The sequence below is a fragment of the Kineococcus rugosus genome, from assembly GCF_050871975.1.
Classification (GTDB): Bacteria; Actinomycetota; Actinomycetes; order Actinomycetales; family Kineococcaceae; genus Kineococcus.
Window position 1 is genome coordinate 95,974 of record NZ_JBJLSJ010000003.1, and the last position, 13,688, is coordinate 109,661.

A 13,688-nucleotide genomic window follows, 5' to 3' on the forward strand; every position below is an offset into this window, starting at 1 on the left:
ACGGGGGGCCGACACCCCTCACCCGTCGGAGTGCCGGGCCCGCCGCTCCGCCTCGCGCGGGTCCGAGCCCCGCACGAGCGTCCGCAGGGCCGAGGCGGTGCCCGCCACGGCCACGTCCCCGTCGCGGTCGGTCCGCAGCACCCGCGCCCCGGCGGCCTCCAGCAGCTCCAGCGTGGGCGCGGCGGGGTGGCCGTAGTCGTTGACCGCGCCGACCTCGACGATCGCCACCCGGGGACGGACGTCGGCGTACAGGCCGGGGAACTGGTCCGCCGAGCCGTGGTGGGCGACCTTCACGACGTCGACGAGCGTCCCGGGCGGGACCCGCGCCAGCGCCCGCCGCTGCCCCTCGCGCTCCAGGTCGCCCGTCAGCAGCACCCGCACCCCGCGCACGTCGGCGAGCAGCGCCAGGCTCGCGTCGTTGACCTGCCCGGAGTCCGGGGCGGGCAGGTCCGCGACCCCGGCGGCCGGGCCGAGGACCGTCCAGCGCACCTCCCCCGCGGCGCCGGACTCGCCCGCGCTGGTCGTGACCACCGGGCCCGCCAGGCGCCGGACCCGCCCGGCGGCCGGTTCCACCGCCAGCGGCGGGACGAGCACCCGGCCCACCGCGCGTCCCTCCAGCGCGCCGGCCAGGCCCGCGACGTGATCGGCGTGGAAGTGGGTGAGCACCACCGCGTCGAGCCGGTCGACGCCGAGGCGGTCCAGGCAGCCGTCGACCAGCACCTCGTCCGGCCCGGCGTCGACGAGGACCGCCGACGACGGTCCCGACCGCAGCACCACGGCGTCGCCCTGACCGACGTCGCAGCCCACGACGAGCCAGTCCGGCGGCGGCCAGGGACCGGCCGGCCCGCCCCAGCGGGGCGCGCAGCGCACCAGCAGCGCCGCGCTCAGCACGAGGACGGCCGCCAGCGCCAGCCGGCGGCGGCGCGCGCCGGCGGCCCGCGAGCGCAGGGCGGCCGCCGCCGCGGCGAGGACGAGCAGGGTCAGCAGCACCACGACGACGGCACCGGCGGTCCCGGCCGGGACGGGTACCGACGTGGGGAGCGCGGCCGCGGCGCGCGCGACGGCCCCGATCCACCACGCGCACAGCCCGGCCGGCCAGGCCAGCCCGGCGGCCCCGGCCGGCCACACCGGCGCCAGGAGCGTGGCGGCCAGCCCGAGCACCGTGGCCGGGGCCACCGCCGGGGCGACGAGCACGTTCGCGGGGATCGACACGAGGTTCACCGCGGGGTTCAGCAGCACCACCACCGGACCGCAGACCGCCTGCGCCGCAGCGGGGACCGCGACCGCGTACGCCACCGCGCGGGGGACCCCGGCCGTGGTGAGGCGCTCGGCCCACGGCCGGGCCAGCAGCACCAGGGCGGCCGTCGCCAGGGCCGAGAGGACGAACCCGAACTCCCGCGCCAGCCACGGGTCGGCGACCAGCAGCACCACGACGGCCGCGGCCACCACGCCGATCCCCCGGGCGGGCCGGCCGGCCGCGAGCCCGGCCATCGCGACGCCCCCCATGACCGCGGCCCGCAGGACGCTCGGTTCGGGGCGGGCGAGCACCACGAAGCCGACCAGGCCCGCGGCGGCCAGCAGCAGCCGCGTCCGCCGCCCGCACCCCAGCCAGGACGCGACCAGGACGAGGAACCCCACGACGAGCGTCGTGTTGGAACCGCTGACGGCCGTGAGGTGGGTCAGCCCCACGTCCCGCATGGCGGTCTCGAGGTCGGCGGGCAGCGCGGAGGTGTCCCCGACGACGAGGCCGGGCAGCAGGCCGCGCGCGTCGGCGGGCTGACCGGCGACCGCGTCCCGCAGCCCGCGCCGCAGGGTCTCGGCGACGGTGAGGAACCCGGCGGGACGCCCGGCGGCGGTCAGCGGCCCGGCCGAGACCACGACGACCGACCGCCGGCCCGGGTCGGCGGGGCCCAGCGTCCCGCGGAACCGGACCCGGTCGCCCCAGCGCACGTCGCGCCACCCCCCGACGCCTGCCTCGGCGTCGGCGTCGGCGAAGACGGTGGCCGGGGTCGCTCCCGCGCGGGCCGTCCCGCGCACGTCCGCCGTGGTGATCCGCACGTCGAGGACCACCCGCGGCGGCGCCCCGTCGCGCAGCGGCGGCAGGTCGTGCGGGTCCGAGCGCACCAGGGCGGTGAACTCCCCCGACACCCGGCGGTCCGCGAGCCCGGTCAGCCCGCCGGCGGTCGCCCGGTCGTGCTGGAGGGCGACGGAGACCACGACGAGCAGGCCGCCGGTGACCACGAGGACCACCCGCGCCCCCCGGCGGTGGCGGGCCAGCACCAGCAGCGCCACCAGCAGCGCGGCGGCACCGGCCGCGGCGGCCCCCCACGCCCGGTCGGGGCGGGCCACCGCGAGGAACGCGCCGAGCCAGGTGGTGAGGGCGCACGCGACCAGCCGCAGGTCGAGCGGGACCGGCGGGGCACCGACCCGGCGGGCGGGTGGTGGGGTCTCGGCGGTCCTCACACCGCCACCAGGTCGCGCAGGCCCTCCAGGACCTTCGGGCCGATGCCCTGCACCTCGCCGAGGTCCTCGACGGCGGAGAACGGCCCGTTCTCGGTGCGCCAGGCGACGATGCGACCGGCCAGGACCTCCCCGACGCCGGGGAGGGCGTCGAGGTCGGCCGCGGTCGCGGTGTTGAGGTCCACCGGCTCCGCGGCGGCGGGCGCGGCGGCGGGCGCGGCGGCGGCCTGCGGGAGTGCGGCGGGGGCGGGGTCGCCCGGGCCGGGGACGAGCACCTGCTCGCCGTCGACGAGGGCGCGGGCCAGGTTCAGGGCGTCGAGGTCGGCCTCGGCGGCGGGCCCGCCGGCCGCGGCGAGGGCGTCGGCGACGCGGCTGCCGGCCGCCAGCGTCACGACGCCGCCGGAGGCGACCCGGCCGGCGACGTGCACGACGACCGGTCCCGGGGACGGCGTCCCCGTGGGGTGCCCGGACGGTTCCGGGGCAGCCGGCTCGGCCGGGGCCGCCGCCTCGCTGCGCGCCGGCAGCGGCTCCCCCTGCGCCGCAGCGTCCCCCAGGCGGTCGTGACCGGTCAGCAGGACCAGCGCGCCCGCCGCGGCGAGCGCCACGAGGACGGCCCCGACGGCGGCGCGGGCGCCGACGCGGACGCGGGCGGCGCGCAGGGCCGGAGGTGTTCGGTCGGCCAGGCGGCGTCGCCACTCCGGCACCGGGCGGGACGGCGGGACCCCGTCCTCCGGCGAGTCGTCCAGCCCGTCCTCCAGCCCGTCGTCCAGCCCGTCCTCCGACTCGTCGAGGTCGCGGAACTGCCGGACGGCCAGCTCCCGGGCGCGGACGACCCGGTCCCGGGCGTCGCGGGGGTCGCGGGGTCGGTAGGGCGGGGCCACCCGCGGGAACCTAGGTCGCCGGCGGGCCGGGAGCGGGACCCGGGCGGTTGCCGGTGGACCACCGCAGGCGCCGACGGTCCTGTGGGGACCGCGGCGTCACCGCGCGAGGGTGACCTCACCGAGCTCGGCGTCGACCTGGGCCCGCACCTCGGCGACCATGTCGACCTCGTCGGGATGCGTGAGCCACTGCACCTGCAGCCCGTCCACGACCGCGACCAGGCGCCGGGCCGCGGACCGCGGCCGCGGGTGGCCGCAGTCGGCGAAGGCGTCGGCGACGGCGGTGACGGTCCGCTCGTACCGCTGCGCGAAGAAGGCGTGCGCGGGGTGGTCGGCGGCGGTGGCCTCGGCGGACAGGACGGTGAACAGCTCGACGATGCCGCGGCGGCCGGTGTTGCGGCGCACGACCTCCACGAGCGCGTCGAGGCGTTCGCGGCCGGTCCCGATCAGCAGACCGGCGGTGGCCGCGTCCTGCTCGTCGCGCTGCTCCAGCACCGCCAGCAGGAGCGGCGCCTTGCCGCCGAAGTGGTGCAGCAGACCGGCGTGCGAGAGCCCGCACCGGGCGGCGAGGTCGCGCAGCGACGCGGCCCGGTACCCGGACTCGGCGAACACCGCGACGGCCTCGGTGAGGATCTGCGCGCGCCGGGCGCGTCCCTTCGCGTACTCCCCGCGGGTCACCATGACCAATACCTACCAGTTGATTGGTTTTCGGGCGTAGTCTCCGGCCATGACCGACACCGACGTCCCGCTCTCCCCGGCCGACCTGCTCGCCCGGCTGACCCTCGAGGAGAAGGCCTCGCTGCTCGACGGCTCCGACTTCTGGCACACCCAGCCCGTCGAACGCCTCGGCGTCCCGGCCCTGATGGTCACCGACGGGCCGCACGGCCTGCGCAAGCAGAGCGGCGAGGGCGACCACCTCGGCCTGAACGCCAGCGTCCCCGCGACCTGCTTCCCGCCGGCCGCCGGCCTGGCCTCCTCGTGGGACGTCGAACTGCTGCAGCGCGTGGGTGAGGCCCTCGGTCGCGAGACCCGCGCCGAGAAGGTGTCGGTCCTGCTCGGCCCGGGCGTGAACATGAAGCGCTCGCCGCTGTGCGGGCGGAACTTCGAGTACTTCTCCGAGGACCCGGTGCTGGCCGGCGACCTGGCCGCCGCCCTGGTCGCGGGCGTGCAGAGCCAGGGCGTGGGGACGTCGCTGAAGCACTTCGCGGCCAACAACCAGGAGACGCAGCGGATGACGATCTCCGTCGACGTCGACGAGCGCACGCTGCGCGAGATCTACCTGACCGCCTTCGAGCGCGTGGTGACGAAGGCCCAGCCGTGGACGGTCATGTGCTCCTACAACCGCATCAACGGCGTGTACGCCTCCGAGGACCCGTGGCTGCTGACCCGGGTCCTGCGCGAGGAGTGGGGTTTCGACGGTCTTGTCGTGTCCGACTGGGGCGCGGTGAACGTCCGCGAGGACGGCGTGCGTGCGGGCCTGGACCTGGAGATGCCGTCGTCCTCCGGCGCGGGCACCCAGCGCATCCTCGACGCCGTGGAGGCCGGCACGCTGAGCATCGAGACGCTCGATGCGGCCGTGCTCAACGTCCTGAACCTCGTCGAGAAGTCCAGAGCCGCCCTGGCCGACCCGGGCACGTTCGACGTCGACGCCCACCACGCCCTGGCCCGCGAGGCCGCCACCCGGAGCGCGGTCCTGCTGAAGAACGAGCAGGACGTGCTGCCGCTCGCGCCGACGGGCGGAACCGTCGCCGTCGTCGGCGAGTTCGCCCGCACCCCGCGCTACCAGGGCGCCGGCTCCTCGCAGGTGAACCCGACCCGGCTCGACGACGCGCTCAGCGCGCTGCGGGCCCAGTTCCACGGAGCCCGCGAGGTCGTCTTCGCCGCCGGGTACGAGCCGGAGAACGAGGACGCGAACGCCGAACTCGTCGCCGAGGCCGTCGCGACCTCGGCCGCGGCCGAGGTCGTCGTGCTGTTCCTCGGCCTGCCCGCCTCCTACGAGTCCGAGGGCTACGACCGCGAGCACACCAACCTGCCGCCGGTGCAGCTGGACCTGCTGGACCGGGTCGTCGCCGCCAACCCGAACGTCGTGGTCGTCCTGGCCAACGGTTCGGTGGTCAACCTCGAACCGTGGCAGCACTCGGTGAAGGCGATCCTGGAGGGCTGGCTGGGCGGGCAGGCCGGTGGCGGCGCGATCGCCGACCTGCTGTCCGGGGTGGCCAACCCGTCCGGCAGGCTCGCCGAGACGATCCCGGTGAACTACCGCGACAACCCGACCGTCGGGAACTTCCCCGGCGAGCAGGGGCACGTCCGCTACGGCGAGGGCCTGCTCATCGGGTACCGCTGGTACGACACACGGTCGCTGCCGGTGGCCGCCGCGTTCGGTCACGGCCTGTCCTACACGACGTTCGCGTACTCCGGCCTGCGGCTGGCGGCCGGTGAGGACGGCCTCGACGTCCACGTGACGATCACCAACTCCGGGGACGTCGCCGGCAGCGAGGTCGTCCAGGTCTACGTCTCCGACACCGAGGCGAGCGTCGCGCGCCCGGAGCAGGAGCTGAAGGGCTTCTCCCGCGTCACCCTGGAACCCGGTGAGAGCCGCGAGGTCGTCGTGACCCTCGACGAGCGCGCGTTCTCGTTCTGGCACAGCACCGCCCGCCGCTGGGTCGTCGAGGGCGGCGAGTTCGGCATCCGCGTCGGCGCCTCCTCGCGCGACATCCGCCTGGCCACCACGGTCGAGCTCCCCGGCGACGGCGTCGTCACGCCGCTGGCGCTGGACTCCGAGGCCGGGGAGTGGCTGGCGCACCCGGTGGCCGGTGACCGGGTCCGCGGCGCGCTCGCGGGCACGCCGTGGGAGGAGATGCTGTTCGACCCGCACAACGGGCAGATGATGCGGGCCATCCCGCTGGTGCGGCTCACGCGCTTCCCCGGGTTCCCGATCGCGGAGACCGAACTGCCGGGGCTGCTGGCCGACGCCTCCTGAGCGGACCGACCACCGGCGGGGGCGGGAGGCTCAGAGGTCGAGGACCGTCACCACGTGGGGGCGGCCCTCGGCCTCGGCGCGCCAGCCCTCGACCATCCCGAGCTTGCGGGTCACGGCGAGGCTGGCGGCGTTGCGCGGGTCGACGACCGAGATGAGCCGGGGCAGGCCCAGCTCCCGCGCGTGCCCGACCCAGGCGCCGGCGGCCTCGGTCGCGTACCCCCGCCCCCACGCCCACCGGGCCAGCCGCCAGCCGATCTCGACGTCCTCGGGGTACCAGCGCATCCGGTGCAGGCCCACGAACCCGGCGAACCGGCCGTCGGTGCGCTGCTCGACCGCGCTCAGCCCGAAGCCCAGCCGGTCGAAGCAGCCGTCGGCGTAGTCGGCCAGCCGGTCAGACGCCTCCCGGTCCAGGGCGGCCGGGAAGTACCGCATGACCTCGGGGTCGGCGTTCAGCGCCGCGAACGGCTCCCGGTCCGCGGCCGTCCACCGCCGCAGCGTGAGCCGGGCGGTGGACGGGACGGGGAGCACCATCAGGCGGTGACGATGTTGACCAGCTTCGGCGCGCGGACGACGACGGTCCGCACGGACTGCCCCTCGATCGCGGCCCGCACCTTCTCCGAGGCCAGCGCCAGTTCCTGCAGCGCCTCCTGGGTGATGTCCGGGGACACCTCCAGGCGGTCACGGACCTTGCCCTTGACCTGCACGACGCACGTCACGGTGTCCTGGACCAGCAGCGACTCGTCGACCGCCGGCCAGCCGGCGCGCGCCACGGCCGGCTCGTGCCCCAGCAGCGACCACATGTCCTCGGCCACGTAGGGCGCGAACAGCGACAGCACGACCGCGACGGCCTCGGTGGCCTCGCGCACCGCGGGGTCGGCCGCGCCGGGACCGGAGTCGATGGCCTTGCGGGTCGCGTTGACCAGTTCCATGAGGCGGGCGACGGCGACGTTGAACCGGTACGCCTCGACGTGCCCGGCGACCTCGTGCAGCGTCCGGTGCGTGACCTGGCGCAGGGCGAGGTCGCCGGTCGTGACGTCCGCCCCGGCCGGGGACGCCACGTCGCGGGCCAGCCGCCAGGCGCGGCCCAGGAACTTCGCCGAACCCGACGGGGACACGTCGGCCCAGTCGATGTCGTCCTCGGGCGGGCCCGCGAAGGCCATGGTCAGCCGGACGGCGTCGACGCCGTGCTCCTCCAGCTGGTCGGACAGCCGGACGATGTTGCCCTTCGACTTGCTCATCGCCGAGCCCTCCATCTGCACCATGCCCTGGTTCAGCAGGCGGGTGAAGGGTTCGTCGAAGGGCAGGTAGCCCATGTCGTGCAGCACCTTGGTGATGAACCGCGAGTACAGCAGGTGCAGGATCGCGTGGGTCACGCCGCCGACGTACTGGTCGATCGGCCCCCACTGCGCGATCAGGTCGCGGTCGAACGCCTGGGTGTCGTCGTTCGGGGACACGAAGCGCAGGTAGTACCAGGACGAGTCGACGAACGTGTCCATCGTGTCCGGGTCCCGGCGCGCGGGGGTGCCGTCGACCGGGCTGGGCACGTTGACCCAGTCCTGCGCCGCCCCCAGCGGCGAGGTGCCCTTGGGCGTCAGGTTCAGCCCCTCCGACGGCGGCAGCACGACGGGCAGCTGGTCCTCGGGGACGGGGACCTCACCGGTCTGCGTGTGCACGATCGGGATCGGCGTGCCCCAGTAGCGCTGGCGGGAGATCAGCCAGTCGCGCAGCCGGTAGTTCTTCGCCGGCCGGCCCTTGCCCTCGGCCTCCAGCAGCTCGATCGCCTTGGCGATGCCGGCCTTCTTGTCCAGCCCGTCCAGCGGGCCGGAGTTCACCAGCACGCCGTCACCCGCGGTCGCCTCGCCCGACTCCACCGGGTCCGGCAGCGCGTCGCCGTCGGCGTCACGCACGTCGACGACGACCCGCACCGGCAGGCCGAAGGCGCGCGCGAAGTCCAGGTCGCGCTGGTCGTGCGCGGGCACCGCCATGATCGCGCCGGTGCCGTAGTCGGCCAGCACGTAGTCCGCGGCCCAGATGGGCAGCCGCTCGCCGTTGACGGGGTTGAGGGCGAACCGGCCCAGGTCGACGCCGGTCTTCGCCCGCTCCGAGGACAGCCGGTCGATCTCGGAGGTCTCCTGCACCTGCGTGCGGTACGCCTCGAACGCCTCGCGCACCTCCGGGGAGGCACCGGAGGCCAGTTCCTCGGCCAGGTCGGAGTCGGCGGCAACGACCATGAAGGTCGCCCCGTGCAGGGTGTCCGGGCGGGTCGTGTAGACCGTCACCGGTTCGTCGCGGCCCTCGATCGCGAACTCGACCTCAGCGCCGGTCGAGCGCCCGATCCAGTTGCGCTGCATGGAGATGACCTTGGCGGGCCACTTGCCCTCCAGGCCGTCCAGGTCGTCCAGCAGGCGGTCGGCGTACTCGGTGATGCGGAAGTACCACTGCGTCAGCTTCTTCTTGACGACCTTGGCGCCGGAACGTTCCGACGTGCCGTCGGGCAGCACCTGCTCGTTGGCCAGCACCGTCTGGTCGACCGGGTCCCAGTTGACCAGGGAGTCCTTGCGGTAGGCCAGGCCCTTCTCGTACAGCTTCAGGAACAGCCACTGGTTCCACTTGTAGTACTCGGGGTCGGACGTGTGCAGCACGCGGTCCCAGTCGAACGAGCACGCGTAGCGGCGCATCGAGGCGCGCTGCTGGGCGATGTTGTCGTAGGTCCACTGCCGCGGGTCCAGCCCGCGCTTGATGGCGGCGTTCTCGGCCGGCAGCCCGAACGCGTCCCAGCCGATGGGGTGCATGACGTCGAAACCGCGCTGCAGCCAGTACCGGGCGATCACGTCGCCCAGGGCGTAGGCCTCGGCGTGCCCCATGTGCAGGTCCCCGGAGGGGTACGGGAACATGTCCAGCACGTACTTCTTGGGGCGCTCGTCCCCGGCCTGGCCGCTGCGGAACGGCTTGAGCTCGTCCCAGACCGGCAGCCACTTGTCCTGCAGGGCGAACGCGTCGTACCGCTGCTCGTCCTGCTCCTCGACCCGATCGGTCGTCACGTCAGTCATCCCGTCCTCCCGGTGCGCTCGTGCGTCCCGCACCTGCGAACTCGCCTGGACAGCCGAAGACCCCTCCCGCGGGAGGGGTCGCGGTGCGAGCACCTGCGAGGCCGCAGCAGCTCAGCACCGGCTGGGAAGTCGGCGGGAAGACACGAGGGAGAGACTACTCGCTCACGTCGGAGGCCGAACCGGTCGGGCGCTCGGGGCGGGTGGCGCGGTCCTGGCGACGGCGCCCCCAGCCGTGCTGGGGCACGCTGCGGCGCAGCGCGCGGCGCTGGGACAGGGCCTGCCCGGCCCGCACCAGGAGGTCGCCGACCCCGCCCTCGTCCCACGGCGCCAGGACGGCCGCACCGGCCTCCACGCCCAGCCGCGCGGGCTGGTCGCCGCCCCCGGCCAGCCGGCCCTGGGCCAGCCAGACCCGGACGCGGCGCTCGAGCTCCTGGGCGTGCAGGCCGGCCCCGGGGCCGAGCACGATGAAGCGCCCCTCGCCCTCGTGGGCGACGACGTCGGAGGTGCGGGTGGCCCCGCGCAGCGCCGCGGCGGCCGCCGCCCAGTCGGCCTCGCGCCGGGCACGGACCTCCTCGGCGCTCGCGGGCGCCCCCCCGAGCTGCACGCCCGGGCTCACCTCGACGAGGCAGGCGTGGACGGCGCCACCGGCCCGGCGCGCCGACTCCAGGACCTGCTCGCCCACCAGCGCCAGCCCGCGGCGGTTGAGCAGCCCCGTGACGGCGTCGTGGACGCTCTCGTCGCGCGCGGTCTCCAGCGCGCTCAGGAGGGCCTGCGCGGACCGCTCGGCCTCGCGGTGGGCCCGCACGGCCACGACCAGCGCCACCGCCAGCACGGCGGCCACCACCGAGACCGCCACGAGGGCCACGACGAGCGCGACCGTCGTGGAGGCGAGCGCGGCGGCGACGACGGTCGCGGCCGCGCCCGCGGCCGGCAGGAGCAGCAGGGCGGCCCCGCGGCCCTCGACGGCGCTGGTGGTCCGGCGGGGCGGCACCGCCGGCCCGACGGGTCCGGGGGCACCGGCCGCGCCCTGCCCGTCGGCGGGGTGGGGCACCGGCGGGAGGCGGTGGGCGGGTGACGGGCGCATGACCCGATCCTCCCGCGCCCGGTCCCCCGCCGGGCCCGGCTCACCCCTGCCCGCGCGAGAACTCACCCGCTCGGCGCACCTGGTCGGCACTCGGACGGACGCCGGTGTAGAGCACGAACTGCTCGGCGGCCTGCACGGCCGCGACCTCGGTGCCGGTGACGGTCGGCAGGCCCAGCTCGCGGGCCAGCCGGACCAGCGGGGTGACCTCGGGGACGGCGACGACCTCGAACACGGCGCCGGCGGCCTCGACGACCTCGCGCGGGACGGGCAGGTCGTCGGCGGCCGGTCCGCCGGCCATCCCCACCGGGGTCGCGTTGAGCAGCAGCCGCGGGCGCTCGACGCCGATCCGCGGCTGCCAGCGGGCGCCGTAGCGCGCGGCCAGCGGCGCGCCGGTGCCCTCGTTGCGGGCGACCACGAGCAGGTCCTCGAAGCCGTTGTCGCGCAGGGCGGCGAGCGCGGCCTTGGCCATCCCGCCGCTGCCGAGGACGGCGGCGGTGCCCTGCGGGGTGACGCCGTGCTCGGCGAGGAGCCCGGCGACGGCGAGGTAGTCGGTGTTGTGGGCGACGAGGCGCCCGCCGGTGTTGACGATCGTGTTGACGGAGTCGATGGCCGCCGCGGAGGGGTCGAGCTCGTCGACGAGCGGGATGACGGCCTCCTTGAAGGGCATCGAGATCCCGGCGCCGCGGACGCCGAGGGCGCGCACGCCGCCGATGGCGGCGGGCAGGTCGTCGGTGGTGAACGCCTTGTAGACGAAGTCGAGGCCGAGCTCGGCGTAGAGGAAGTTGTGGAAGCGGGTGCCGAGGTTGCTCGGACGGCCCGACAGGGACAGGCACAGCTGGGTGTCTTTGGACAGCACGACCCCATCTTGGAACACACCCGGCTTGTTGATGGTTCAATGACTACGTGAAGCGCATCGGGTTCCTGTCCTTCGGGCACTACCAGCCGGTCCCGGGCTCGGCCGCCCGGACCGCGCGCGAGGCCCTCGTCCAGACCGTCGAGCTCGCCGTCGCGGCCGAGGAGCTCGGCTTCGACGGCGCCTACGTGCGGGTGCACCACTTCGCCCGCCAGCAGGCCGCGCCCTACCCGGTCCTGGCCGCGATGGCGGCCCGCACGAGCCGCATCGAGCTGGGCACCGGCGTCATCGACATGCGGTACGAGAACCCCCTGTACGCCGCCGAGGAGGCCGCGCAGGTCGACCTGCTCTCCGGCGGCCGCCTGCAGCTGGGCGTGAGCCGGGGCTCACCCGAGCCCGCGCTGCACGGCCCCGCGACGTTCGGGTACGTCCCCGCCGAGGGCGAGACCGAGGCCGACATGGCCCGCCGCCACACCGACGTCTTCCGGCGCGCGATCGCCGGCGCGGGCGTCGCGGAGTCGAACCCGCGGATGACCGGCCGCAGCGTGCAGCTGCCCGTCCTGCCCCAGTCCCCCGGCCTGGCCGACCGGGTCTGGTGGGGCTCGGGCACCCGCGAGACGGCGCGCTGGACCGCCCAGCAGGGCATGAACCTCATGAGCTCGACCCTGCTGACCGAGGACACCGGCGTGCCCTTCGACGAGCTGCAGGCCGAGCAGATCGCCCTGTTCCGGCAGGTGTGGGCGGAGTCGGGCTGGCAGCGTGAACCGCGGGTCTCGGTCTCCCGCAGCGTGATGCCCATCGTGAACGACCTGGACGAGGCGTACTTCGGCCGGGACCGGGGCTCCACCGACCAGGTCGGTTCCCTCGGCGAACCCGGCCTGGCGCGCTTCGGCCGGACGTACGCCGGTGACCCCGACCGGGTCGCCGAGGACCTCGCGAAGGACGCCGCCGTGCGGGAGGCCGACACCCTGCTCGTGACGATCCCCAACGCGCTCGGGGTGGACTACAACACCCACCTCATGAGCTCGATCGTCGAGCACGTCGCCCCGGCCCTGGGGTGGCGGCCGGCCACCTGACCCCGGCGCCCCGCTCCGGGGCCGGCCCCGGGCCGGCCCCGCACGCGGCTCACCGCGCTCGACGCGACCCGGCGGCCCGTGCCCGGGAACGACGAAGGGCCCGGACTCCCGTCCGGGCCCTTCAAGGGTGGAGCTGAGGGGATTCGAACCCCTGACCCCCTCCATGCCATGGAGGTGCGCTACCAGCTGCGCCACAGCCCCTTGCCTTCTTCGTCACCCGGCGTTTCCCCCGGCGACGAAGAGAACATTACCCCATCCGGGAGGTGGTCGTGACCACCCTCAGCCCTCGGCGCCCACCGCGGCCCCGGCGGGGCCCGCGTTGTACTCCTCCAGCACCCACCCCGACCCCCGGGCGGCCAGCACCGCCCAGTGGCCGTTGCGGAAGCCGGCGAGCGCCCCCGCGGCCTGGACGGGCAGGCCCACGAGCCGCACCAGCCCGGCCTTCAGCGCCGCGCCGTGGCCGACGACGAGCAGCGTGCCCTCGGCCGGGCCCGCGTGCCGCGCGACGGCGGCGGCCACCCGCTCGCCGAGCTCGGCGCGGGTCTCCCCCGTCTCCCCGGGCCGCACGTCGTCACCGCGGCGCCAGGCGGCGTGCTCGTCGGGCCACCGTCGGGCGATCTCGGCGCCCAGCAGCCCCTGCCACCGCCCGGCGAACACCTCGCGCAGGGCCGGGTCGGTCCGCACGTCCTGACCGGTCAGCGCCGTGAACGCGCGGGCCGTGTCCACGGCCCGCGACAGGTCCGAGGCGACCACCGCACCCACCCCGAGGTCCACGAGGTGCGCGGCGGCCGCCCCGGCCTGCGCGCGGCCGACGTCGTCGAGCGGGACGTCGAGCTGGCCCTGCATCCGCTCCTGCGCGTTGAACGTCGTCCGGCCGTGCCGCCACAGGACGACGCGCCGGGCGCTCACGCCTGCTGGTCGCTCACAGCGTGCTCGGGCAGCTCGATGAGCGGGCAGTCCTTCCACAACCGCTCGAGCGCGTAGTACTCGCGCTCCTCGGTGTGCTGGACGTGCACGACGACGTCGACGAAGTCGAGCAGGACCCAGCGGCCCTCGCGCTCGCCCTCGCGGCGCACGGGCTTGGCGCCCCGCGGCAGCAGGGCCTCCTCGACGGCCTCGGCGATCGCGCGCACCTGGCGCTCGTTGGGGGCCGAGGCCAGCAGGAAGGCGTCGGTGATGAACAGCTGGTCGGAGACGTCCAGCGCGATCACGTCGGTCGCGAGCTTGTCGGAGGCCGCCGCCGCGGCAGCGGACACCAGCTCGAGAGAACGGTCGGAAGCGGGCACGAGACTCCTAGCGGGGGTGTT

The 13,688-nt window shown here is 75.7% G+C and carries 11 protein-coding genes and 1 tRNA gene; 2 read left to right on the forward strand and 10 right to left on the reverse strand.

Going from position 1 to position 13,688, the window contains the following annotated elements; genetic code table 11:
- Positions 1 to 18: 18 nt before the first annotated feature.
- The 3 genes from ACRYM6_RS02520 to ACRYM6_RS02530 form a co-directional block, all read right to left on the reverse strand.
- Entirely contained in the window at positions 19 to 2,463 is a 2,445-nt protein-coding gene (locus ACRYM6_RS02520) for a ComEC/Rec2 family competence protein (protein ID WP_432540909.1), read from the reverse strand.
- On the reverse strand, positions 2,460 to 3,341 hold the full coding sequence (locus tag ACRYM6_RS02525) for a ComEA family DNA-binding protein (RefSeq protein ID WP_432540911.1): 882 nt from the start codon (positions 3,339 to 3,341) through the stop codon (positions 2,460 to 2,462). The genes ACRYM6_RS02520 and ACRYM6_RS02525 overlap by 4 nt, the downstream gene beginning before the upstream one ends.
- A 96-nt stretch (positions 3,342 to 3,437) precedes the next feature.
- A complete protein-coding gene (locus ACRYM6_RS02530; RefSeq protein ID WP_432540913.1) occupies positions 3,438 to 4,019 on the reverse strand; it encodes a TetR/AcrR family transcriptional regulator in 582 nt (193 codons plus the stop codon).
- Positions 4,020 to 4,065: 46 nt separating this feature from the next.
- On the opposite strand from ACRYM6_RS02530, the gene ACRYM6_RS02535 reads away from it, so the two are divergent.
- A complete protein-coding gene (locus tag ACRYM6_RS02535; RefSeq protein ID WP_432540915.1) occupies positions 4,066 to 6,318 on the forward strand; it encodes a glycoside hydrolase family 3 C-terminal domain-containing protein in 2,253 nt (750 codons plus the stop codon).
- Between the two features lie 30 nt (positions 6,319 to 6,348).
- Here ACRYM6_RS02535 and ACRYM6_RS02540 read toward each other — a convergent pair whose 3' ends face one another.
- From ACRYM6_RS02540 to ACRYM6_RS02555, 4 genes are all read right to left on the reverse strand, one after another.
- The gene (locus tag ACRYM6_RS02540) at positions 6,349 to 6,849 is read right to left on the reverse strand and encodes a GNAT family N-acetyltransferase (RefSeq protein WP_432540917.1); all 501 of its coding nucleotides are present in this window, start codon (positions 6,847 to 6,849) and stop codon (positions 6,349 to 6,351) included.
- Positions 6,849 to 9,368 carry a leucine--tRNA ligase gene (gene leuS / locus ACRYM6_RS02545; RefSeq protein ID WP_432540919.1) on the reverse strand — a complete coding sequence of 840 codons (2,520 nt, stop codon included), beginning with the start codon at positions 9,366 to 9,368 and terminating at the stop codon, positions 6,849 to 6,851. The genes ACRYM6_RS02540 and leuS overlap by 1 nt, the downstream gene beginning before the upstream one ends.
- Before the next feature lie 154 nt (positions 9,369 to 9,522).
- The gene (locus ACRYM6_RS02550; RefSeq protein ID WP_432540920.1) at positions 9,523 to 10,452 is read right to left on the reverse strand and encodes a hypothetical protein; all 930 of its coding nucleotides are present in this window, start codon (positions 10,450 to 10,452) and stop codon (positions 9,523 to 9,525) included.
- 40 nt (positions 10,453 to 10,492) lie between these two features.
- A complete protein-coding gene (locus ACRYM6_RS02555; protein ID WP_432540921.1) occupies positions 10,493 to 11,308 on the reverse strand; it encodes a shikimate 5-dehydrogenase in 816 nt (271 codons plus the stop codon).
- 47 nt (positions 11,309 to 11,355) lie between these two features.
- Here ACRYM6_RS02555 and ACRYM6_RS02560 point away from each other — a divergent pair, with 47 nt between their 5' ends.
- Complete coding sequence (locus ACRYM6_RS02560) at positions 11,356 to 12,381, forward strand: LLM class flavin-dependent oxidoreductase (protein ID WP_432540922.1); 1,026 nt, start codon at positions 11,356 to 11,358, stop codon at positions 12,379 to 12,381.
- A 128-nt stretch (positions 12,382 to 12,509) separates the two neighbouring features.
- Here ACRYM6_RS02560 and ACRYM6_RS02565 read toward each other — a convergent pair.
- The 3 genes from ACRYM6_RS02565 to rsfS all read right to left on the reverse strand — a co-directional run bounded on the left by ACRYM6_RS02565 (position 12,510) and on the right by rsfS (position 13,667).
- A tRNA-Ala gene (locus ACRYM6_RS02565) sits at positions 12,510 to 12,582 on the reverse strand.
- A 78-nt stretch (positions 12,583 to 12,660) separates the two neighbouring features.
- The gene (locus ACRYM6_RS02570) at positions 12,661 to 13,290 is read right to left on the reverse strand and encodes a histidine phosphatase family protein (protein ID WP_432540923.1); all 630 of its coding nucleotides are present in this window, start codon (positions 13,288 to 13,290) and stop codon (positions 12,661 to 12,663) included.
- Positions 13,287 to 13,667, reverse strand: a complete 381-nt coding sequence (gene rsfS, locus ACRYM6_RS02575) for a ribosome silencing factor (RefSeq protein ID WP_432540924.1) — start codon at positions 13,665 to 13,667, stop codon at positions 13,287 to 13,289. Before rsfS ends, ACRYM6_RS02570 begins: the two co-directional genes overlap by 4 nt.
- Between the last annotated feature and the right edge of the window lie 21 nt (positions 13,668 to 13,688).

Excerpts from the sequence above, each read along its gene's own strand:
- ACRYM6_RS02530 (WP_432540913.1), bottom strand. The coding sequence starts at position 4,019 with ATGGTGACCCGCGGGGAGTACGCGAAGGGACGCGCCCGGCGCGCGCAG.
- ACRYM6_RS02550 (WP_432540920.1), bottom strand. The coding sequence starts at position 10,452 with ATGCGCCCGTCACCCGCCCACCGCCTCCCGCCGGTGCCCCACCCCGCC.
- ACRYM6_RS02535 (WP_432540915.1), top strand. The coding sequence starts at position 4,066 with ATGACCGACACCGACGTCCCGCTCTCCCCGGCCGACCTGCTCGCCCGG.
- ACRYM6_RS02540 (WP_432540917.1), bottom strand. The coding sequence starts at position 6,849 with ATGGTGCTCCCCGTCCCGTCCACCGCCCGGCTCACGCTGCGGCGGTGG.
- leuS (WP_432540919.1), bottom strand. The coding sequence starts at position 9,368 with ATGACTGACGTGACGACCGATCGGGTCGAGGAGCAGGACGAGCAGCGG.